The sequence below is a fragment of the Maribrevibacterium harenarium genome, assembly GCF_006385675.1.
Taxonomy (GTDB): Bacteria; Pseudomonadota; Gammaproteobacteria; order Pseudomonadales; family Marinomonadaceae; genus Marinomonas; species Marinomonas harenarium.
In genome coordinates this window covers 108,053-129,871 of sequence record NZ_VFRR01000002.1, presented here as the reverse complement: position 1 = coordinate 129,871, position 21,819 = coordinate 108,053, and the positions used below count along the sequence as shown (strand labels likewise).

The 21,819-nt window shown below is 50.3% G+C and carries 22 protein-coding genes; 15 read left to right on the top strand and 7 right to left on the bottom strand.

Going from position 1 to position 21,819, the window contains the following annotated elements; translation table 11 throughout:
- The first annotated feature begins 7 nt into the window (after nucleotides 1-7).
- The 4 genes from aguB (at nucleotide 8) to vapC (ending at nucleotide 2,810) form a co-directional block, all read left to right on the top strand.
- Nucleotides 8-880 carry an N-carbamoylputrescine amidase gene (aguB, locus tag FJM67_RS01855; protein ID WP_140586977.1) on the top strand — a complete coding sequence of 291 codons (873 nt, stop codon included), beginning with the start codon at nucleotides 8-10 and terminating at the stop codon, nucleotides 878-880.
- An 11-nt stretch (nucleotides 881-891) separates the two neighbouring features.
- Entirely contained in the window at nucleotides 892-2,022 is a 1,131-nt protein-coding gene (gene aguA, locus FJM67_RS01850; RefSeq protein ID WP_140586976.1) for an agmatine deiminase, read from the top strand.
- A gap of 156 nt (nucleotides 2,023-2,178) precedes the next feature.
- Nucleotides 2,179-2,412: a type II toxin-antitoxin system VapB family antitoxin gene (vapB, locus tag FJM67_RS01845; RefSeq protein WP_140586975.1), complete on the top strand. Its 234-nt coding sequence runs from the start codon at nucleotides 2,179-2,181 to the stop codon at nucleotides 2,410-2,412.
- Nucleotides 2,412-2,810, top strand: a complete 399-nt coding sequence (gene vapC / locus FJM67_RS01840) for a type II toxin-antitoxin system tRNA(fMet)-specific endonuclease VapC (protein WP_140586974.1) — start codon at nucleotides 2,412-2,414, stop codon at nucleotides 2,808-2,810. The genes vapB and vapC overlap by 1 nt, the downstream gene beginning before the upstream one ends.
- Here the strand turns inward: vapC and pdxR are convergent.
- Nucleotides 2,807-4,222 carry a MocR-like pyridoxine biosynthesis transcription factor PdxR gene (gene pdxR, locus FJM67_RS01835; RefSeq protein WP_181161402.1) on the bottom strand — a complete coding sequence of 472 codons (1,416 nt, stop codon included), beginning with the start codon at nucleotides 4,220-4,222 and terminating at the stop codon, nucleotides 2,807-2,809. The two genes, vapC and pdxR, sit on opposite strands and share 4 nt — an antisense overlap.
- A 144-nt stretch (nucleotides 4,223-4,366) precedes the next feature.
- On the opposite strand from pdxR, the gene FJM67_RS01830 reads away from it, so the two are divergent.
- Nucleotides 4,367-5,014 carry a pyridoxamine 5'-phosphate oxidase family protein gene (locus FJM67_RS01830; protein ID WP_140586972.1) on the top strand — a complete coding sequence of 216 codons (648 nt, stop codon included), beginning with the start codon at nucleotides 4,367-4,369 and terminating at the stop codon, nucleotides 5,012-5,014.
- Here FJM67_RS01830 and dsbD read toward each other — a convergent pair.
- Complete coding sequence (gene dsbD / locus FJM67_RS01825; protein WP_181161401.1) at nucleotides 5,011-6,750, bottom strand: protein-disulfide reductase DsbD; 1,740 nt, start codon at nucleotides 6,748-6,750, stop codon at nucleotides 5,011-5,013. The two genes, FJM67_RS01830 and dsbD, sit on opposite strands and share 4 nt — an antisense overlap.
- Before the next feature lie 191 nt (nucleotides 6,751-6,941).
- Here dsbD and FJM67_RS01820 point away from each other — a divergent pair, with 191 nt between their 5' ends.
- Genes FJM67_RS01820 through FJM67_RS01805 form a run of 4 tightly spaced genes read left to right on the top strand, consistent with a single transcriptional unit; the run spans nucleotide 6,942 to nucleotide 10,034 of the window.
- The gene (locus tag FJM67_RS01820; RefSeq protein ID WP_219845864.1) at nucleotides 6,942-7,463 is read left to right on the top strand and encodes a TlpA family protein disulfide reductase; all 522 of its coding nucleotides are present in this window, start codon (nucleotides 6,942-6,944) and stop codon (nucleotides 7,461-7,463) included.
- A gap of 4 nt (nucleotides 7,464-7,467) precedes the next feature.
- A complete protein-coding gene (locus FJM67_RS01815; RefSeq protein WP_140586970.1) occupies nucleotides 7,468-7,683 on the top strand; it encodes a DUF4266 domain-containing protein in 216 nt (71 codons plus the stop codon).
- Entirely contained in the window at nucleotides 7,670-9,016 is a 1,347-nt protein-coding gene (locus FJM67_RS01810; RefSeq protein ID WP_235889959.1) for a DUF3570 domain-containing protein, read from the top strand. Before FJM67_RS01815 ends, FJM67_RS01810 begins: the two co-directional genes overlap by 14 nt.
- A gap of 28 nt (nucleotides 9,017-9,044) precedes the next feature.
- Nucleotides 9,045-10,034 carry an FAD:protein FMN transferase gene (locus tag FJM67_RS01805; protein WP_140586968.1) on the top strand — a complete coding sequence of 330 codons (990 nt, stop codon included), beginning with the start codon at nucleotides 9,045-9,047 and terminating at the stop codon, nucleotides 10,032-10,034.
- Nucleotides 10,035-10,158: 124 nt separating this feature from the next.
- Here FJM67_RS01805 and FJM67_RS01800 read toward each other — a convergent pair whose 3' ends face one another.
- The 3 genes from FJM67_RS01800 to FJM67_RS01790 all read right to left on the bottom strand — a co-directional run bounded on the left by FJM67_RS01800 (nucleotide 10,159) and on the right by FJM67_RS01790 (nucleotide 14,296).
- Nucleotides 10,159-11,556: an NAD(P)(+) transhydrogenase (Re/Si-specific) subunit beta gene (locus FJM67_RS01800; protein ID WP_140586967.1), complete on the bottom strand. Its 1,398-nt coding sequence runs from the start codon at nucleotides 11,554-11,556 to the stop codon at nucleotides 10,159-10,161.
- Between the two features lie 11 nt (nucleotides 11,557-11,567).
- Nucleotides 11,568-13,133 carry a Re/Si-specific NAD(P)(+) transhydrogenase subunit alpha gene (locus tag FJM67_RS01795; RefSeq protein WP_140587057.1) on the bottom strand — a complete coding sequence of 522 codons (1,566 nt, stop codon included), beginning with the start codon at nucleotides 13,131-13,133 and terminating at the stop codon, nucleotides 11,568-11,570.
- A gap of 308 nt (nucleotides 13,134-13,441) precedes the next feature.
- On the bottom strand, nucleotides 13,442-14,296 hold the full coding sequence (locus tag FJM67_RS01790) for an inositol monophosphatase family protein (RefSeq protein ID WP_235889958.1): 855 nt from the start codon (nucleotides 14,294-14,296) through the stop codon (nucleotides 13,442-13,444).
- A gap of 171 nt (nucleotides 14,297-14,467) precedes the next feature.
- Here FJM67_RS01790 and FJM67_RS01785 point away from each other — a divergent pair, with 171 nt between their 5' ends.
- Genes FJM67_RS01785 through FJM67_RS01760 form a run of 6 tightly spaced genes read left to right on the top strand, consistent with a single transcriptional unit; the run spans nucleotide 14,468 to nucleotide 20,357 of the window.
- Complete coding sequence (locus FJM67_RS01785) at nucleotides 14,468-16,018, top strand: aminoglycoside phosphotransferase family protein (protein WP_235889957.1); 1,551 nt, start codon at nucleotides 14,468-14,470, stop codon at nucleotides 16,016-16,018.
- Nucleotides 16,011-16,949, top strand: a complete 939-nt coding sequence (locus tag FJM67_RS01780; RefSeq protein WP_140586965.1) for a GAK system ATP-grasp enzyme — start codon at nucleotides 16,011-16,013, stop codon at nucleotides 16,947-16,949. The genes FJM67_RS01785 and FJM67_RS01780 overlap by 8 nt, the downstream gene beginning before the upstream one ends.
- Entirely contained in the window at nucleotides 16,942-18,030 is a 1,089-nt protein-coding gene (locus tag FJM67_RS01775) for an HprK-related kinase B (protein WP_140586964.1), read from the top strand. Before FJM67_RS01780 ends, FJM67_RS01775 begins: the two co-directional genes overlap by 8 nt.
- Nucleotides 18,030-18,725 (top strand): histidine phosphatase family protein, encoded by a 696-nt coding sequence (locus FJM67_RS01770; protein ID WP_140586963.1) that lies wholly within the window; start codon nucleotides 18,030-18,032, stop codon nucleotides 18,723-18,725. The genes FJM67_RS01775 and FJM67_RS01770 overlap by 1 nt, the downstream gene beginning before the upstream one ends.
- A 22-nt stretch (nucleotides 18,726-18,747) precedes the next feature.
- Complete coding sequence (locus FJM67_RS01765; protein ID WP_140586962.1) at nucleotides 18,748-20,094, top strand: metallophosphoesterase; 1,347 nt, start codon at nucleotides 18,748-18,750, stop codon at nucleotides 20,092-20,094.
- Nucleotides 20,091-20,357 (top strand): amphi-Trp domain-containing protein, encoded by a 267-nt coding sequence (locus FJM67_RS01760; RefSeq protein ID WP_140586961.1) that lies wholly within the window; start codon nucleotides 20,091-20,093, stop codon nucleotides 20,355-20,357. The genes FJM67_RS01765 and FJM67_RS01760 overlap by 4 nt, the downstream gene beginning before the upstream one ends.
- A gap of 52 nt (nucleotides 20,358-20,409) precedes the next feature.
- Here FJM67_RS01760 and FJM67_RS01755 read toward each other — a convergent pair whose 3' ends face one another.
- Together FJM67_RS01755 and FJM67_RS01750 are read right to left on the bottom strand one after the other, a co-directional pair.
- Nucleotides 20,410-20,625, bottom strand: a complete 216-nt coding sequence (locus tag FJM67_RS01755; RefSeq protein WP_140586960.1) for a DUF2798 domain-containing protein — start codon at nucleotides 20,623-20,625, stop codon at nucleotides 20,410-20,412.
- A gap of 108 nt (nucleotides 20,626-20,733) precedes the next feature.
- A complete protein-coding gene (locus FJM67_RS01750; RefSeq protein WP_140586959.1) occupies nucleotides 20,734-21,648 on the bottom strand; it encodes a DMT family transporter in 915 nt (304 codons plus the stop codon).
- Nucleotides 21,649-21,819: the final 171 nt, after the last annotated feature.

The following is a 21,819-nucleotide window of genomic DNA, read 5'->3' as shown; positions in this document are numbered from 1 at the left end:
TATATCTATGACTACTGTAACCGTCGCTGCTACTCAAATGGCCTGTTCTTGGGACAAAGCCGCTAACCTCGCCAAAGCGGAAGAGCTGATTCGCTCTGCTGCTGCCAAAGGCGCTAACATCATTTTGATTCAAGAGTTGTTTGAAACTCCTTATTTCTGTATCGAAGTACATGAATCCCATTTGGATCTCGCCACTACCCTCGAAGAAAATACCGCCTTCGCCCGCTTTCAGGCCCTCGCCAAAGAATTAAATGTGGTGCTGCCCTTTAGCTGGTTTGAGCAAGCCGGTGTGGTGCGTTTTAATTCCGTGGCGATGATTGATGCGGGTGGGGAACTGCTTGGCGTCTACCGCAAAACCCACATTCCGGAAAGTGACGGCTATTTAGAAAAGTACTATTTCAGCCCCGGCGATACGGGCTTCAAGGTTTGGCAGACCCGTTTTGGTAAAGTGGGGGTGGGGATTTGCTGGGATCAGTGGTTCCCTGAAACTGCCCGCGCCATGGCGCTCATGGGGGCAGATATATTGCTGTTCCCAACCGCCATTGGCTCTGAGCCAAGCCAGCCAGACTGGGACAGCATGCCCCATTGGACGAACGCCATGCGCGGTCACGCTGCCAGCAACGTGATTCCAGTAGTCGCTTCTAACCGTATTGGTAGCGAAAAAGCCCTACATCGAGATTTATCCCTCGATTTCTTTGGTTCTTCGTTTATCTGCGATGAGCGAGGGGAGCTAATCTGGCAAGCCAGCCGTCGCCAGGAAGAAATTCTTGTGCATAGCTTCGATTTAGAAGCCATTGCCAAACAACGCCAATGCTGGGGGTTATTCCGCGATCGTCGCCCAGAGCACTATGGCCCATTGCAGTCAATGACGGGCAAATAGGGGAATCGCTAATGACCATTCTCACCACCCCAAAGCAGGACGGATTCGCTATGCCGGGCGAACATGCCGCTCAACAAGCTGTATGGATCGCCTGGCCGGTACGCCCCGATAACTGGCGCCATAATGCGCAACCCGCGCAGCAGGCATTTTCCTACTTTATCGACAAACTTGCTGAGGTTGTGGCGGTAAAAGTGGCAATCTTGCCCAGTGAAGTCGAGAATGCCAAAACCCAACTGGATCAAAGCGCATTGTCCCAAGGGCGTATTGAACTCGTTCCCATGGCCTATAACGATGCTTGGTTACGGGATACCGCACCGACTATGGTGACAAACCAAGCTGGCGAACGCCGGGCTGTGAATTGGCAGTTCAACGCTTGGGGCGGAGAGTTGGACGGCCTGTATGATGACTGGTCTGATGACGAGCAAGTTGCCACCCGTATTGCAGAGTTTCACGGTTTCCAGCAATACGATGCGCCATTCATATTAGAAGGTGGCTCCATCCATTGCGATGGGGAGGGCACCGTCTATACCACTGGCGAATGCCTGCTGCACCCAAGCCGCAACCCCCATTTGAACCAGGCTCAAATCGAAGCCTATTTACAACAGTATCTCGGAGTTCAACAGGTGATATGGCTACCGGAGGGGCTGTACAACGATGAAACCAACGGCCATATAGATAACCTATTGCATATTGCCCGCCCCGGCGAAGTACTGCTCACCGTCTGTGACGACCTGAACGATCCACAGTACGCCATTAGTCAAACGGCACTAGAAATCCTTCACACCACAAAGGACGCCCAAGGCCGAGCGCTGAAAGTCCACGAATTACCCATGCCGGGACCGTTATATTTAACTGCCGAGGAAGCAAATGGGGTACAAATAGCAAACCATAACCCATTGAAGCAACAGGATAGCGTCGGCATGGTTCGTCGTGCTGGTGAACGCTTAGCGGCTTCCTACGCCAATTTTTTAATCTGCAATGGAGTAGTGTTTTACCCATTACTAGATGCCAAGACAGATGGTGCGGCAGCGGCTGTCTTAGCTCAAGCTTTTCCAGAATATCGCCTAGAAGGCATTCCCGCTCGGGAAATCCTATTAGGCGGCGGTAACTTGCACTGCATTACCCAGCAAGTGCCTGCCTAGTATTCGACTCATGTGATGATGCAATTAAACAGCCTATTTGAATCACTTGGTGAGTCGAATAAGTTTCACGGATAAGCAGAATTAGGTTAATAATCAAACTAGCGCTCCCCTCAGAACATGCTATATACTTTATGTATATAGCTTAAGGAGACGTCTATGTCAGTAGGTTCTATTTTCGTTAATAATCGTACTCAAGCAGTTCGGTTACCAGCCGATTCTCGATTTCCCGATGAGGTGAAAAAGGTCAATGTTCGTGTGGTGGGGCAGGATCGGATTCTGTCGCCAATGGAAAATACTTGGGACAGTTTTTTTCTCAGTGATGATAGAGTGACAGATGACTTCATGGAGGAAAGATCATCACAATATCAACAAGAAAGGGAATCCTTTTAATGCTGAAATATATGCTTGATACCAATATCGTTATCTATGTCATCAAGCGTCGTCCCATTGAAGCTTTACGGGTATTTAATTTACATGCTGGGCAAATGTGTATCAGCTCAATCACTCTTGCAGAGCTGCTTCATGGTGTAGAAAAAAGCTCCAAACCGGAACACAATCTTCAACAGGTAGAGGATTTTGTATCTAGGTTAGAAGTGCTGGAATATAGCCAAAAAGCCGCAGCACACTACGGTGAAATACGAGCAGAATTGGAGCGCAAAGGCACTCCAATAGGAGTAAATGATTTACACATAGCTGGACATGCGAGAAGTGAAAGTCTCATTCTCGTCACGAACAACACTCGGGAATTTGAGCGAGTTACGGCATTACGCCTAGAAAATTGGATTTAGGCAATTATCATGCCCTTCGCCAGCAGCTTAACCCATTGCTCTAGCTCCTCGGTGCTTGGGGCGGTAAAGCCCAGCACTAGGCCTTTTGGGTGCTCCCCCGGCAAGGAGAAGTGATCTGCCAACCAGGATAAATGCAGTCCTTGATGCTGAGCGTATTGGTGCAGAGCCTTTTGCCTCGACTCGATGGCGTATTCGTTTTTCAGATAAATCAGGCAGTGCATACCACCACTGGGGCGTTCCCAGGTAAACCAAGGGGCAAGGTGCTGCTCTAGCAACGCTAATAAGTAGTCCCGCTTTTGCAGATAGTGGCGTCGCATACGATTTAAATGACGGTAAAAAGCGCCTGTTTCAATAAAATCCGCTACCACCGGTTGTAAGGGCAACGAAGCCGCGTTACCGAGCTGTTGTTGGCTCATGGCCACCCGGCTTACCCAAGACTTGGGCACCACGACAAAACCTAGGCGCAGACCACGAAATAGCACCTTCGATAAGCTACCTACATAAAAGATGCGCTCTTGAGCCACGCCCCGCAAGGCCGCCACCTGATACCAAGGCACTTGCGGCTTACCATGGTAAATAAACTCGTTGTCGTAATCGTCTTCGATAATAAAGCCTTGTTCAGCGGCTAAAGCGTTAAGCCATAACTCCCGCCGAAGGGAGGAATAAGCCATTCCCAATGGGTATTGGCGACAAGGAGTAAGTACCGCCGCCCATCTGGAACCAGTCGGTGGTCGTGCACCTTCCGTATCGATGGGTAAGGTAAGATGCTGGGCAAAGCTTGCTCGTATCGGAGGGTAACACGGGTCTTCGATACACCAATGGGCCACGCTTCTTTGCAAGGTATGTTGCAGTAATGCGAGCGCATCGCGATTCCCAGCCACGATAAATACTTGCTCTGGGGCGCATTCCAGGCCGCGCAGTTGGAGTAAATACTGGCTGAGGGCACGCTGCAGTGGCTCGTATCCACCGGTAGCTTCCCCAGTCAACACACTCGAAGCGGGGTTTAACCAAGCCCGGCGCATACTGGCAGCCCATTCCCGTTTGGGGAACATCTGAACATCCGCACCCGAGTCGAATTGGCATAGCTTAGTATGGGGGACAGGTTTGTTAGTTTGAAGTTTCGTCGGCGCCACTTTGGCCATTGGCTGGCCGTCGGCAACATATAAGCCTGTTTTCGCCACACTGATGAGTACGCCTTCTGCAAGCAGTTGATCGTAGGCTTGCACTACGACACTGCGGGACACGCCCAATTCTTGGGCCAATACCCGGCTAGACGGCAGGCGACAGCCAACCGGTAGACGACCAGAGACAACCCCTTGGCAAACTTGCTGATACAGCTGCTGAAAACGGGGAATCCTTTTACCAGTGCGATCTACCGCTGCGTCGTCCAAGCTCCACACAAACTGACCCACTGCCGACATCATCACCTCAAAAAAAGCGCTACCGCCATAATCTGGACTGGTTATTTTTTACAAATCTGGCCATTTTTTATAAAACCAATATTACCTACACTGGCTCGATACTCAAGCTAGCCGCCACACTAAATGGAGCCACCCATGAGCGCATCACTACAAACTTCTACCAGTACCGTAAAACGGGGAGCAAAACGGGCCCTGTATGATCAGACAACCGTACACAAAATTATTGATGAAACCATGCTGTGCCATATTGGACAGCAAGTGAATGGGCAAGTGTTTGTCACCCCTACCTGCCACTGGCGCGAGGGAGATTACCTTTACTGGCACGGTCACGGCAAAGCCCGTAATGCCCATGGTGCCGCTAAGTCGGAGGAAAAGGTATGTATCAATATTTGTGCGCTAGATGGTTTAGTATTGGCACGATCAGCCTTTAATCACTCGGTGAATTACCGCTCGGTGACACTGTTCGGTATTGCCGAAGAAATTACTGACTTTGATGAAAAAGCCCGTCATTTTAAGCTGTTTGTCGACAAATTTTGCCCAAATCGTTGGGATCAACTGCGCCCCATGACAGCTACAGAGGTTAATGCCACGGCCTTGGTGCGCATCAAAATCGATGAAGCCAGCGCCAAAGTCCGCCAGGGCGCTCCGGTAGATGATGAGGCAGATAAAGATTGGCCAGTTTGGTCAGGAGTATTACCCCTGACCCGCCAATGGGGCACCCCGGAAACCGATGCGTCTGATGCCGAGCAATACAATCCACCTCAAGCACCAGAGTGTTTTTAACGAACCATCCCCTGTAACCTTGAAAGAAACTGGTCACGGGGGATATCCCCTTGAAAGCTATCCTTTGGTTGGGTATCCCCATTGAAGAACAACAAGCTCGGTGGACCGAAGAGATTGTGACGCTGTAGAAAAGCCTGATGTTCAGGGCTGTTGGCGGTGATATCTAGCTGTAAGAAGGTGATTTTGCCTTGGTAGGCAAGCGCCTCCGGTGTGTTAAATACTTGATGTTCGAGTTCCTGACAGCTGGTACACCAGTCGGCATAGATATCTATCACCAACGGGTTGCCACCTAGACGTTGAGCCTCAATCGCCTGCTGAATCACAGCCGTGTCCGCGGTGCGATGAAACAGTGACGCGGTTAACTCTTGATTCGCGACTTGGCTATTACCGCCACCTGTGAGAAAGCCTAATGGCGTGACCAAACTCGGCGCACCTGCCAGAGCAGACAACAGTAAGCTCGATCCATACAAACCCAGCAGCAGGGCAACGGCTCGGCCAATGCGTTTTCCGGTAGTGGCTAAATCCTCTGGCCAGATTTGTACCACATAAACCAACAGTAATACCCCCCAACCCATCACACTGATTTGGGCAGGAAGCAGACGTGTGATTAGTAGCCAAGCGATACCCAATAACACAAAGCCAAAAGTATGTTTCACCAACTCCATCCACATTCCTGCTTTGGGTAACAGGCGACTACCGCCAGCACCAAGTAGTAACAGTGGCACGCCCATCCCTAAACTCAAGGCAAACAAGGTCAAACCACCGACCAAGGCATCTCCCGTGGTACTGATGTACAGCAATGCTCCCGCCATCGGTGCGGTAACACAAGGGGAAACCACAATCGCCGAGATCGCTCCCATTACTGCCGCACCCACTAAAGGAGCCGAACTATTGCTGCCCACATTGCTCAGCTTGTTTTTCAGCCCAGAAGGTAAATCCAGATTAAAGACGCCAAACATGGGCAGTGCCAAAAACACAAATAACCCCGCAAAAATGCTCAGAATCAACGGAGATTGCGTTGCCGCTTGCAGATTTAGCTGAGCACCAAATAAGCCGACTAACACGCCAGCAGCACTGTAAGCCAGCGACATTCCCAGTACATAAGCCAACGCCAACAGAAAGCTCTGGCGGCGAGTCGGTGCGGTTTTGCCACCGGTGATAATACTGAGCAAAATCGGGATCATCGGCAGTACACAGGGGGTCAACGACAACCCCACCCCGAGCACAAAGAAAGAAGCTAATGTCCACCAAAGTCGCTCTTTGCTGGGTTGTACCGCACCGGTTTGTGCCTGTTCTTGAGATGGAGCTACAGTTTCTGATATCTCTAGGGTAGATGGCTCGGTTAAGGTCAAAGTGACCGTCTGGGGTGGGTAACACAAGCCCTCATCGGCACAACCTTGGTAACGCACTTTTACCGTTGCCGGAAAAGCCAGAGTCGCCTTGTTCAGGTCAATTTGTGCTGCGGCACGTTGGTGAAAGACCTGCACTAGACCAAAATTCGGGTCATCTTTACTCTCTGCTGAGGTCTCCCAAACCAATGGCAACTGGGCTTTATCGCCATCCAAAACCGCTATACGTTCTTGGTATAGGTAATAACCCGGTGCTATCGTCCATTCCAATCGGGTTTGAGAATGGCTGAGCTGGAACGCCTCATTGGCAGGTAGAAAAGCGGCAGTAGCATTGTTAGCCATTAACATTACTAGCCAGCCACCAATCCACGCAAAAAGAAGTTTCATCGGCATCCCCACTATTTGACGAATAATTCGACCGATTAGAGCCCCCCTGTCTTAATGAATTCTTAGCTTGGAGGGAAATAACCCACCTCGAAAATCGACTAATATTCTTTGAATAGCGCTTAATTAACCGTTAAGAAAGAGTATCTAGCCTGATCGTGATAACTCGTCACTTTGTCTAACCGGAGGTTTTTATGTCCCCATTTTCTAGGCTTCGCACCGCCTTTACCATGCTGGCCATATGTTCCAGTTTGAGTGTTTCCGCCGCCAACCTTACTCCGGCAAGTCAAAGTGAACCCGCCCCCAACGCCAATCTGTCACTTCCAACAGTCGCGGGTGACAGTGCCAAGCTGAGCGATTTTCGGGGTACAGTCGTGTTGCTGGACTTCTGGGCTTCTTGGTGTGGCCCGTGCCGCGAGTCGTTTCCTTGGATGAACCAAATGGAGCGTAAGTATCAAGACCAAGGATTCAAGGTAGTCGCTGTGAACCTTGACCAAGATGCCGCATTGGTTACCCCATTTCTTAATGATTTCCCCGCTAACTTCACTGTATTGCTAGATACGAACTTCTCTATGCCGGAGGCGTTTGGCGTCATTGGTATGCCGACCAGTTATTTACTCGACCGACAAGGGCGCATTAGAGCGACCCATGTGGGGTTTCGACAGCAAGATACTGATGACTATGAAGCCGCCATTCAGGCCCTGCTAGCGGAGTAACCCTATGAAATTCCTGGCTTTCTTAGCACTCAGCTCGGCACTTCTCACTGGCTGTAGTGACCTCGGCGTCAAACCTTGGGAGCGTGATTTGCTCGCCCAAGAAGAAATGAATCTGATCAGTGATGGGGTAGAAGTGGGGCTCGATGACCATATTTTCTTCTCTAAAGAAGCCAGCTCCGGCGGGCAAGGGTTTGGAGGAGGTGGCTGTGGCTGTAACTAATTCCAAACGCTCACCGAAGGATGTGGCGGCACTACTGGCTGCTGCTAGTTGTGCTTTAACAGCCCAAAACGCCAGCGCGGACTGGAGCTTCGATGTAGCGACTTTGCTTTATCAAGAAAGTGATGGTCGCGTTTCTGCCATCGAGCCAGTTATTAGCGCCAAGCAAGAGATCGATTCTGAAACCTCCTTGTCGATCAAAGTCGTGGGGGATACCCTTACCGGTGCATCACCCAATGGCGCCACTCCGAGCACCACTGCCCAAACCTTTACCCGACCTTCTGGGCAAGCGGGGTACACCAGTGCCGCCAATACCACTCCCTTGGATCCTAGCTTCAAAGATACCCGAGGAGCCTTGTCGGTGAATTGGGTAGCACCGATTGATCGGGATTGGGCCTACTCTTTGGGTGGCTATGGCTCAGTGGAGCATGATTATGCCTCGTTTTCCGGTAACGGCTCTTTGTCCCGTTATTTCGATCAAAAAAATACCACGCTTACTCTCGCAACTAGCTTGGGGTTAGATATTGTTTCCCCTGAAGGTGGGGCACCAACAGGACTTAGCGATATCAGTACCACCAATAACTATAGCGATGATGACGATGACGACCATGGAGAAGATAGTGATCATGACGATGATGATCACGAAGGCGGTGAAGGGGATGACGGCAAAACCAAATTGCTAGTTGATGGCATGGTCGGCATCACCCAGATATTAAATCGTCAGACGCTGATGCAATTCAACTATGGACTCAGCTACAGCTCCGGCTATCTAACCGATCCCTATAAATTTCTCAGCGTGATCGACACCACCGCTGGAAGCAATTACGGTGGTAATTACCAGCTCAATAGTAGCAATCTGTATGTTTACGAAAAGCGCCCCGACTCCCGGGTCAAGCAGTCGCTGTACTGGCAGACAAAACATCAGTTTGATAATCGAGATATCTTCAACATTAGCTATCGCTACATGTGGGACGACTGGGGTATTCAATCCCATACGGTAGATACCAAGTACCGACTACGCTTTGAACACCTGTACTTTGAGCCAGGAGTGCGTTGGTATACGCAAAGCGCTGCGGACTTTTACCGTCGCTACCTGACCAATACCAACTACCAGAGCGTCTCCTATGCTACGGCGGATTATCGTTTAGGAGAGCTGGATACGCTGACCTACTCGTTGCGGGTAGGCTATAAGTTTGCCTCTGGCAATGAGCTGTATGGCAAGGTCTCACTGTATGAGCAAACTAGCAAAGGGGACAATGGCTTTGGCAAGCTAACTAGCCAAAATCTGTACCCTAGCATGCAGGCTTATATGCTCACGGTAGGCTATTATTTTTAATTTATCGGACAATCATAGGAACAAGATTGTGAGCGATAGGCTACTTTCATTGGAAGGTATACTCCCCACATACCCTCGGCACCCAGTGCCTCGGGTGGTGAGGGAACAAAGTGGTATATTACGGGCTCGCTTTGATTGCATGGCAAGCCCCTGTGAAATCCTATTGTCGGATATTGCAGTGCCGCTCCCCGAGCAACTAACCTTGATCGCGAACGCCATCACGGAAGCGTGGCGCATTGAACATAAATACAGCCGCTATGAAGCCGACAACACGTGGGCAAAGCTCCACCAACAACGTGGGCAGCCTCAGAACGTGGACGCGGAAACCCAGCGCCTGTTGCTGTTCGCTAATCAAGCTTGGCAGCTTTCTGACGGTTTGTTCGATATCACCTCGGGTATACTGCGTCAGTGCTGGCGTTTTAATGGACAGAATGTGTTTCCAGAAAAAAGCCAAGTAGAAGAACTGTTGCCTTATATTGGCTGGCAGCGTCTGCAATGGCTGCCTGAGCAAAGCACCCTAATGCTACCCAACGGCATAGAGCTAGACTTCGGGGGGCTCGGTAAAGAATACGCTGTGGAGCGGGCCATGAGCCAGCTACTCGAAGGGGTTGCCAATAGCGAAACCTATCGCTTGCTGGTCAATCTCGGCGGTGATATCGCGGTACGCTGTGGACAGCTCGCTACAACTCCTTGGCGCATCGCTATCGAACAAGCGGACACCGACGGCGGTGAACACAGCCATATCACCCTAGCCAATGGTGCCGTTGCCACCTCCGGCGATACTAAGCGTCATATCAAACACCAAGGCAAACGCTACGGACACATCCTCAACCCACATACTGGCTACCCCATAACCGCAGCGCCACTGTCCGTCACCGTCATCGGCCATGACTGTATCCAAGCGGGTATGCTCGCCACCTTCACCCAACTCCAAGGCACAAACGCCCTCGACTACATCCGCGCCACCGGCGTGCCCTTTGTACTGCAAACCGCAGAAGGCAGTTTTCAGTCGGAATAGCGGCGACATCAAAAATACCGTTTAACGGATTTAGGGAAACGGATAATCATTGACGCGCAATTAGACGGCAACTAAAAAGGGCGCCGCGGCGCCCTTTTGTATTCCTTCACCCAAGGGCGAAGTCTTATTCAGAGATGTATTTCAACAACGCATCCACACTTTGCTTGGCATCACCAAACAACATGCGAGTATTTTCTTTGTAGAACAATGGGTTTTCAACACCGGCGTAACCACGGCTCATGCCACGTTTGAGGACGATGGTTTGTTTACCTTTCCACGGTTCGAGTACTGGCATGCCCGCGATTGGGCTGTCAGGGACTTCATTAGCCGCAGGGTTCACGATGTCGTTGGCTCCGATAACGATCGACACGTCCACTTTCGGGAAGTCATCGTTAATTTCGTCCATTTCATACACGATATCGTAAGGAACTTTCGCCTCGGCAAGCAGTACGTTCATGTGCCCCGGCATACGACCCGCTACCGGGTGAATACCAAAGCGTACGTTGACGCCTTTTTCACGCAGTTTCTTGGTGATTTCGTATACCGTGTGCTGCGCTTGCGCCACCGCCATACCGTAACCTGGTAGGATCATGACTTCCTTCGCGGCTAGCAAGGCATTGGCTGCTTCTTCCGCTTGAATCTCGACGATCTCGCCTTCGATTTCCGCTACCGGGCCATTGCTCGCTACTTTCTTGGTACCGATACCGCCTAGGATTACGTTCAAGAACTTACGGTTCATGGCGCGACACATGATGTAGGAAAGGATCGCACCGGAAGAGCCTACCAAGGCACCTACTACGATTAGCAAGTCATTACCTAGCATAAAGCCCATGGCCGCTGCTGCCCAACCGGAGTAGGAGTTCAACATAGAAACAACGACCGGCATGTCAGCACCACCGATGGCAACCACCAGGTGAGCACCGAATACCAATGCCAAGACCGTGATGATCCATAGGTAGGTCATACCGTCAGTGGCACCTGCTGCTGCAAATTCCACGATTAGGTACAAGGACACCAACACGATGGCGGAGTTTAAGACATGGCGACCCGGTAGTTGTAGCGGTTTACCGTCTACTTTGCCGCTTAGTTTCAAGTAAGCTACCAAAGAGCCGGTAAAGGTCACCGCACCGATAAAGATACCCAAAGAGGTTTCTACATCGTGAATGCGTTGCGCCACTAACGAGTCAAACTCAGCGTGACCGTATGCATTAGCAAAGCCAACGAATACCGCGGCCAAGCCAACTAAGCTATGCAGTATCGCTACTAGCTCCGGCATGGAGGTCATTTCGACGCGTTTAGCCAACACATAACCAATGATGGCACCAGGGATAAGACCCAAGCCAAGCAACAGGTAGTTGTCGTTCACCGCACCAGCAATGGTCACCACCATCGCCAACGCCATACCCAAGATGCCGTAAATGTTACCGCGGCGGGCACTTTCTTGGTGGCTCAAGCCACCCAACGCCAAGATAAACAGGGCGCTGGCTCCGATATAGGAGGCTGTCATTATTCCAAAAGTCATGAGCGCTTCTCCTATTTACGGAACATTTTCAGCATACGGTGAGTCACGGCGAAGCCACCCACGATATTGATACTGGTGATAAACACGGCTAACGCCGCCAAAATGGATACACCGAGACTCTCACCGGAAATCTGGGTGAGGGCACCGATGATGATGATGCTAGAAATCGCATTCGTCACCGACATCAAAGGTGTATGCAGCGAGTGGCTGACGCCCCAAACCACCATGTAGCCAACAAAACAAGACAGCACGAATACGGTCAAGTGACCCATAAACTCGGCTGGTGCAACAGAGCCAATACCTAGTAGCACTGCTCCAATCAACAACACAGGAACAAGGAAGCCAAACGCACTCGGCTGTTTTGCTTCTTTTTCTATGTCTTTGTGAGTTTTGATCGGCTCGCTAACGTCTGTTTTTGGTGCTGCTGACAAACGAGGCGCTGGTGGCGGCCAAGTAATGTTGCCTTCTTTCACCACCGTTGCACCACGGATCACTTCATCTTCCATATTGATGTCGATAACACCGTCTTTGTTCGGACAAAGCTCGGTCAACAAATGGTAGATGTTAGTACCAAACAACTGGCTCGCTTGGGCCGCCATACGGCTTGGCAAGTTGGTGTAACCAATGATGGTAACACCATGAGCCTTGATCACTTTATTGGCTTCAGATAGACGGCAGTTACCGCCAGATTCTGCTGCCAAGTCCACGATCACGCTACCTGGTTTCATGGATTTCACCATTTCTTCGGTGATCAGCTCAGGGGCTTCTTTACCTGGGATCAGAGCAGTGGTGATGATGATGTCCACTTCTTTGGCTTGCTCAGCAAATAGGGCCATTTCTGCGGCAATAAATTCCGCACTCATGGTTTTGGCGTAACCGCCTTCGCCACTGCCGTCTTCGCCAGCGAAATTAAGCTCAAGGAACTCGGCGTCCATACTGGCAACCTGTTCCTTTACCTCAAGACGGGTATCAAAAGCACGTACGATTGCGCCCATGCCTTTAGCGGCACCGATGGCAGCAAGACCAGCTACACCCGCTCCGATCACCAGCACTTTAGCAGGGTCAACTTTACCCGCGGCGGTGATTTGACCGGTGAAGAAACGACCAAAGTGTTGTGCTGCCTCTACCACTGCACGGTAGCCTGCGATGTTGGCCATGGAACTTAGCACGTCCATTTTTTGGGCACGGGAAATACGTGGCACCGCATCCAATGCGATGGCATTCGTTCCACGGGCGGCCAATTCATCTAATTTGGCTTTGTTCTGGGCTGGGTGCAGCAAACTGATTAGAGTTTGATGCTCTTGCAGCAGTTCTATACCGTAAAAGCCTAATTCAGGGTGCGCCACAGGTGGGCGCACTTTCACTAGGATGTCAGAATCATGCCATAGGGATTTGGTGTCCGAGGTCACCTCTACACCTACCGCACGGTAATCGTCATCTGAGAAGGAAGCCGGCTCACCGGCACCGCTTTCGACCGCGATGTCAAAGCCCAGCTGTTTGACCCGAGCGGCCACAGCGGGCGTCATGGCGACGCGCAGTTCTCCCTCTTCGATTTCCTTAGGGATACCTATTTTCATCATTTTCTCGCAATAAATTGTCTATTTTGGCGAAATTGCCAACACGTTCGCGGGATTATATTTTTTTGTAAACAGCGTGAATATTGCCCCTGTCGCAAGCGGTAAACCCCCTACTTTGGCCATATGGTCAATCGCAGTAGAGTGTGCTACTAACACCCACTAAATACGATTAATCTGCTGGAAGGGTCTTTTTCTTAAGTCGAACATAAGACAGAAGGATGCCATGATGAAAAATGATAGGTTTTCAAAAAACGCCCACTTTTATGTCTTAGCTGCGACATTTTGGGGCATTAGAGAGTTTTCATGTTTTATCGGGGATTCAATAACTTAGCCAACTGCTGCCATTGGGCTTCTGATTGGGCTGCTAATAGCTGCCCATCATGGAGCATCGGGTGATAGTCCTCACCGGTTAAAGTACGGGCAACACCACCAGCTTCTTGTAGTACTAGCACGCCCGCAGCATGATCCCAAGGCATGAGTTGGTAGTTAAGATTGAAATGGAATATTCCTAGGGCAATTTGGCGGTAGGCGTGACAAGAAGACAAACTCAGAAAGCGCTGGAATAACGGCGCACTCAATGCCAAATGGCGCTGCTGCTCTCCCTTAAATCCATGTAATGACAAGATACCTACTAGGCTTTTTAAATCCGTTTCTGGGGTAATCTGTAGCTTGATTGGTGCTTGGCCGGGGCGTTGAAAATAGGCCCCTTGAGCTTTATGGGCGTAAACCCAGTCATCGTGATCGGGGTCGTAGAGTAAGCCAAACTGGGTTTCCCCTTTTACGACTACGGCGAGAATGGTGCCGAAATTCGACAGGCCGTTGGCATAATTCCAAGTGCCGTCAATCGGATCGATAATGATGCAAATATCGGCACTGGCGATGGCTTGTAGATGTTCTGGCTGTGCTGCCACCGCTTCTTCGCCAACAATCACCCAATCAGGAAATGCTGCAGCAATCCGTGCACTGATTTGTCGTTCACAAGCCTGATCTGCTATGGTGACCAAGTCGGTCGGTGCACTTTTTTGCTGAACCTGTTGCCCTTCCAGCTGGCGAAAATAGGGCATCACGATATCGCGGCCGGCTTCGCGCACAATAGCGATCAGGGTTTCACGGGTGGTTGCGTCAAGCGTCATCGGGGTGTCCTTTTGCGTATTGGTCGTCATCAGACTGTCACCTATTTGTCATCTTGTGAGCCAATCTGTTCGGTATAGTGGAAGACCATAACATAAGGTAAGGAAAACATGTCGCTGCCTCAGCCCCACCACAGCCTTCAGGAACCGTTGTATTTTCTCTTGAATGAAGTGGAAACGCACTGTCAGCTTGTTGAACTTTTTTTGACAAGAAGTTCGGCTGGGGTGCTACCCCGTATTCGTGGCCGCCAAGGCTATGTCCGTACCTTGCAAGAAAAGCTCGATCTACAGTGCGCCCAGTTATTAGAAAGGCGCAAGCCAAATACCCCCTTCGCCCAGCGTATTACGACATTGCGTCAACTGGGAGCCGACTTAGCACGCATGACACAAATTTGTTTTGATGGTATCGCCGACGCCACCTTAGAGCAGGACTACCAACACCCCGCAACTACCTCAGCCCGCAAACTGATACGCCGCATACTCCGTGCCCTAGACCTCATCAAAGTGGGGCTAGGGGAGTACCCACGACGCATAGGGATCAAACTGGGGCGACGAACGCAAAAGTTAATCAACCTTTGTAACGAGGTACAAGAAACAACGCTTGAGCATAAACAGGATATAGACAATGGGGTTTTACTGGCATCCGTTTTAATTAATAGCGCATTAAAACGCTTGGTAGAGCAGCTTGCGGTGGTTGGGGAAAGCTTAATCAAAACCGATCTTGGTCATGTGGCTACTCTCGACAACTACGACCATCTACGCCGCAGCGCCGCGACACTCAATTATGATTTGGACGATCTCAAAGTTCGTCGTCTCGCGCTAACTCGCTCCGGCAGCGCCATTGCGGCGATTAGTCATAAAAACAGCGATGGGCAGCAGGTATTAGCCGTCTACAAAGAAGGCGCCCACGATAAAATTACTGAAGAAGTGGCCGGTGTAAATCACTGGCGAGGCGTGGATCCAACACTTGCGCCAGATGTGCTTGCACAAGCCTCCCCCGGTGATGGGCAATCCTCCCTACTGATCGAACATATCCCTGGTAAGACGTTGGAAACGTTGTTACTAGAAGGCAATGAAGCTGGGGTACAGCAAGCCCTTAAAGCCCTGTTCAAAACTCTTGAACGCACCTGGCAAGCCACTTTGACCAAAGAGCGCAGCCAAGCCAAGTTCATGCAGCAATTAGCAAAACGCCTACCAGATAGTCGGCGCATTCATCCCGAGTTTTTTACACCTGTGTTAACTATTTGCCAACATCGCTGTGCAGGCTTTGAAGAACTGATGGAACAGGTGGCGAGGCGTGAGAGCCGCTGGCAAGCACCGTTCTCTGTTTTGATTCATGGTGATTTTAACGTCGATAATTTGATCTACGATAAAAGTGAAAAACGCATTTATTTCATAGATTTACATCGCTCCAGCTATTTTGACTATGTGCAAGATATCTCGGTATTGATGGTCTCTATTTATCGTTTGCAAACCCTAGCTGGCAGAACCCGCTCCCTGATGATGGACGCCGCTCAACGCATCTATCGCTTTGCCGCGCGCTTTGCCAAACAGCAGCAGGACAGTTTTTTCGAAGTACGCCTAGCAGCAGGACTGGCACGCTCATTTGCCACCTCAACACGCTTTATTTTTGATAAGAAGCTCGCTTCACGTATGCACTTGCGCTCTCGCTATTTATTAGAGCGTTTAGCAGCTTTGCCCTCCCATGATGAAGAAACTTTTAAGATACCAGTCAAGGAGTTATACAGTGAATAAACCCAGAATCGCCGTGGTTGGTACGCCGGGGAAATGGTCAACCGAAGTGTTGGCAGACCGTCTGGAAGCCCTCACTGGGTTCCGCGCCGTGGTGTCTATGGCGGATGTAGAGCTGCGACTGGATACTCAGCAATTGCTCTATAAAGACTTAGATCTCACTCAACTAGACGGTATTGTCGTCAAAAAAATCAGCGAGCAATACGCCCCCGCCGCAGAAGACCGTATCCGTATGCTGGCCTTTGCGGAACAAAAGGGGGTTAAAGTATTTAGCTCCACCCATAGCATTGGATCACTGATAAACCGTCTTAGCGGTACGTTAGCATTGCAAGCGGGCGCGATTCCCATGCCGAAAACACGCATTACCGAGAGCCCTGAATTAGCCTTTGCCACAGTGCGGGAATTCGGTGCCGCCATATTAAAGCCACTATATTCGACTAAAGCCCGGGGCATGATCATGTTGGATCAAGAAAAGTCGGATGCAGAAGTCAGAGCGGCATTGGCCACCTACCGTGAGAGCCAATCCATTTATTATATTCAGCAAAAAGCCAACTTAGATGGACGCGATCTGGGCATGGTCTTTGTCGGCGGCGAATATCTTTGCACCTATGCACGCGTGGGAAATAAAGAATCCTGGAATACCACCATTCATAGCGGCGGACATTACGAAGTTTTTGACTCAAACCTTGATCTAATCGAATTGGGACGTCGTGCCCAAGCATGCTACGATCTAGACTTCACCACCGTAGACATTGCTCTGACCGACAACGGCCCTGTGGTTTTCGAGGTGTCTGCGTTTGGTGGTTTCAAAGGCGCTTGGGAAGGCTGCGGCATAGATGCTGCCATGGTGTATGCAGAGCATGTATTAGCACAGCTCGGAAAGCGTGACACACAACCTTTGTCGGATGTAACAAGGACAACTGTTAATGATTAACGATCTATACAACTCATCCCAATTACAGCAGGGAATTTCAAACTGTATCCATTCTTTATTGCTGAATTTCACTGGTTTGTCAGTGCGGCTACACAGCAATGAGCCGGTGCTTCTCGCCGAGCTCGCCAGCTACTACCACAGCTATCAGCCTAATACTCAGCTCAATGACACGGTATTAGAACTGTATGCGCTAGAACAAGCGCCTTTAGCCGAGCAGTTTGAGTGGCTACCCGTGCCCCGGGAGCCGGGAAAAACTGGCCGCAAAGAAGGCTACATTGATGTGGAAAGAGGGCGCTGGATTAAAAAGTTCAAAACTGGGATGAGCTTTTTACAACGAACAGAACAGCCACTTGCGGTGGGCCCATGTCGAGCGAATCTGGCGCAAGTGATCAACTTTATCAACAACCAGTTTATGAACCACTACCTACGCCTTGGCTATACCCTTGGCCATGCTGCAGCCTATGGAAAAAATGGTCAGGTGACAGCGATCGCCTCCGGCTCTGGTGGTGGCAAATCCACTTTAATGCTGCGCTGCTTAGAAGATGCGTCCCGTCATTTTGTGACGAATGATCGTATCTTGCTCGCCGCCAAAGAGCAGAGCGTTCATGCTATTGGCGTTGCCAAACTGCCACGGGTGAATCCCGGTACACTGCTGCACTCTCCGCGCTTGAAAGATATTTTGCCAGCAAAACGTCAAGCTGAACTGCTGACCATGCCCACCGATGAACTCAGATGCTTGGAAGAAAAGTATGACGTCGATGTTAGCACTCACTACGGCTTAGAACGCATTGATTACGCCGGGCCACTCGCAAAACTGATTATGCTGGACTGGGGCCACAACAGTGATCAAACCACCCGTTTAGAACCCTGTGACCTCAGACAAAACCCAGCCGAAATTGATGGTTTACGCAAACGCCCAGGGCCGTTTTTCCATGATGCAGCCGGCAAATTTGCCGATTTAGACGCCTTAGCTTCGCTGGATCATTATGCCGCTTTACTCGGTAACGTCTCTGTCTACCGATTGACAGGCAAAGTCGACTTTGATGCGGCCTACCAGCTAATTAATCAATTGGAGCAATAATGAGCTCACGCCTTGCCTTTGTTCGCCACGGTGCCTACGCCCAACGGCCAGACACCCCCAGCGCCTTGCAGCCCTTTGGCTTAACCGCGGAAGGGGAGGCAGAGGTGCGGCAGCAGGCAAGGCAATTTGCCCTTTGGCTTGAACAAACACAGCAGCAGCTTGACCCTGAGATAGATAGCTCGACCCTGTTACGGGCTTGGCAAACCGCGCAAATTTACGCCGAAGAGCTGGCACCGTTTTTCACAGTAACACCTGAAGTGCAAACATTTCCGGCCTTATGCGAGCGAAGCGTTGGGGCGGTAGCGAATCTCACCATCGCCGAGATTGAAGCCGCCATCGCAGCTGATCCTCGCTTTGACATGCCCCCCACAGGATGGAAAAGCGACAGCTTCTACCGTTTACCCTTTGATGGGGCTGAATCCTTAATGGACGCTGGCATGCGGGTTGCAGCCCATATTCTCAGCTGGCAAAGCCAAACTAAAGCCACAGAAAATGGTGCTATTAAGCTATTCGTCGGACACGGTGCCAGCATTCGTCACGCCGCCTGTCACCTGAATGTCATTAAGTTTTGCGATATTAAGCGGTTTAGCATGCACTATGGGCACCCCATCGTTTTTGATATGGTGGAAGCAGGTGTTCCGCAAAAACTGTATGGAGACTGGAAACATCGTCAGCTCCGGGATGCCCCGGATTGATCTAAAACCAAAAGGTACTGTTATGACTCACGCCCTGCCAACCATCCGTCGCAAGTCCGTCCACAACGATATACTTGCCCGCTTACCTGCTGAATGGACCTTGTGGCCACGGGATAACAGTAGCGTTAACCAAGCGGTGCAAGACGAAGATCACCCACTACCACCGCGCTTAGCAAAGAAAAAACTGCGCTTTCCGACCCGCCCCGTCGTATTTATCTCCGATGCACATGCAGACCCTCATGCGTTTGAAGATTCCTTGATTGGGGCAGGCATAATTGAGCGCAAACAAAACACTGAACCCGACGAGCTGCGCCAGTTTAAGCTCACCAAAGCAGGCAAGAAGTCCGAAATTGTCATTGGTGGGGACTGCCTTGATAAAGGCCCAAGCAATCTAGAACTGCTGCGCAGTATTCGACACTTGTACAAGCTCAATGCCCGCGTCACCTTGATCGCCGGCAATCACGACCTACGCCTGCTAATGGGCTTGTTGGCTCTCTCGCGCCAAAAAGACATTGGCAATCAACATCTGTTTGTGCGTATGGGCAAGAAAGTTGTGCCACTGTTTCGGGAAGTATTTGACCAATACCTAGCAGGAACGAAATGGGAAAAGGGCATTCCTAGCGAAGAGGAATGCCGCCGTCGCATTTTCCCTGACGCAGATTGGTTCAAAGAGTTTCCTTTTCATGCGGCAGGCTTCCTAACCGCCGAGGGTATCGAGCGTGAAGTACACAAAATGGATAAGAAGTGCCACAACTTCGAGCGCCACTGTCGCAGCGCCGGACTCAGTCTGCGTCAAATTTATGCGGCGTCACTCAAATGTCAGCAGCTATTTTTACGCAAAAAGGGCGAATTTCACTGGTTTTTCAAGCAGATGCAGCTGGTGGCTAAAAGGGGTTCCTTTCTATTCTTGCATGCCGGGCTGGACGATGTGATGTGCCATGTACTGCTTAAAAATGGCCCTCGTTATGCGAACAAAGCCTTTCACCGCAATATTCAGCGGCGTGATTTATTTAGTTTCTACTACAGCCCCATTGCTAATACCTTCCGTACTAAATACCGGGATGCAGATTTACCCTTGACGGATAGGGGAGTTAAAGCAATCCATCAAGCAGGGATTTTTGTGGTGGTACAGGGGCACGTTAACCGCCAACAAGGCCAACGCTTAACATTAAAACAGGGATTAATTCACCTTGAAGGCGATATCACCCTAGATAGACACTCCCGCGCCATCGAGGGGTTAGAAGGGCATGGGGTGGGGGCAACGCTCATCAATAAGAAAGTCGGCATTGTGGGTATCAGCTGCGATTATCCCACCGCGAAAGTCATGCCACCAAAACAACTTCAATCACTGTATGCGCCCATTTCATGAAATCAAAAACCGAATTTAAATACGAAGCTTTGCTCGAAAAAGACGATATCCAAGAAGTGCTCAAGGCCCTTTCAAAAGGCCTCGGCAAGGGCAAAATGGAGTTTAGTGACGACAAAGAGGGTGAGTTATTACTCACTCCTAAAGGCTTATTAAGACTTAAAGTAAGTGCCGAGGAAGACGAAGACACGCAACAGTTCGAAATCAAGGTTCGCTGGGAAAAACGCCCTAAAACCCTCAATCGAACTCCACCTAAAATTCGTTGATATTAGCCAATGCGGAAAAGAGCGCTGCACTCAAGCGCACCCTTGATTTTCGCTAGAGTTTATCCGCTAAACGCTGGGCTAATTTATGTAGCATCGGAGCGAACACAAACGAAATCGCACCTGCCGCTGGCCACGCTAACACCCAAGACTTCATCCAGAAAGACAAGAACTCTGGGTGCAAGCCCAAATTGACAAACGTAACCCACGCGGTCATCAAAATCGACAGCACAAAAGACATCATGGTGGCAAACAAAATACGGTGCTTCATAAAGGCAATCTCAAAAAAAACATTAGAACATATTCATATAATAGCCATTGTTGTCAGAATGAACCAGCGCTGACTTGTGCAACAAAGTGATAAAGCGCAACCGAACAGCTATGCAAATCGCTTTGCACCGGCGACACATAGCACGGCAATCAAGGTCACACCCACCATGGCCATATCGACCTGCTCACCCAACAACAGCGCGGCAAACACCAGACCAATAAAGGGCTGAATCAATTGCAATTGTCCTACGGTGGCAATGCCCCCCAACGCCAAGCCTCGATACCAAAATACAAAACCAATCAACATACTAAATATCGAAACATACGCCAGCCCCACCCATGCACTCACGGAAATACCGTGCAAATCCTCCGGCCACATGAACAAGGCAATCGGTAACATAATTGGAGCGGAGATCAGCAAAGACCAGCTAATCACCTGCCATCCGCCGAGGACTTTCGACAGCTTAGCTCCTTCTGCATAGCCCATACCGCAAGCCAAGATCGCAGCCAGCATTAAGCCATCCCCCACCAATGAAATCTCTGTTTGCCCCAGCGCTGCGTATCCACCAACAAACGCCGCTCCGAGTAAAGAAAACAGCCAAAATAACGGACGTGGACGCTCACCACCACGCAGTACCGCAAACAGCGCGGTGCACAACGGCAGCAGACCAACAAACACTATGCAGTGCGCCGATGACACGTATTGCAAGGCAATGCCGGTAAACAGGGGGAAACCAACTACCACGCCCAAGGCACTTAACCCTAACGCCGGTAATTGTGTAGCACTCGGTCTAGGTTGTTTTAGCAGTGTTAACAACCCCCAAGCCAACACTGCCGCAATGGTGGCACGAATGCAGGTTAAAAAAATCGGATCAAAATCCGCCACCGCCACCCGCGTCGCTGGCAGGGAACCGGCAAAGATAATCACTCCGAATAGACCACTTATCCAGCCAGCATAGGGGCTAGAAGATGAGGAAAGCCCCGAGGGCGTGCTCGATACAGACGTTACATTAGATAGCGACATACTTAGACTCCGGCTTCTCTGGCAGGGTAAAACGAATCCCTATGAAATCGAATTCCTTGATAGAAGTTGAGGTACAGAGCAGTACAATTTTTAAGAACTGTTATGGTTAAGCTAGCATTACGGTAGTAAGGTAGGGGCAGCAACCGAATTTCCTCCAGTCATACTCCCATT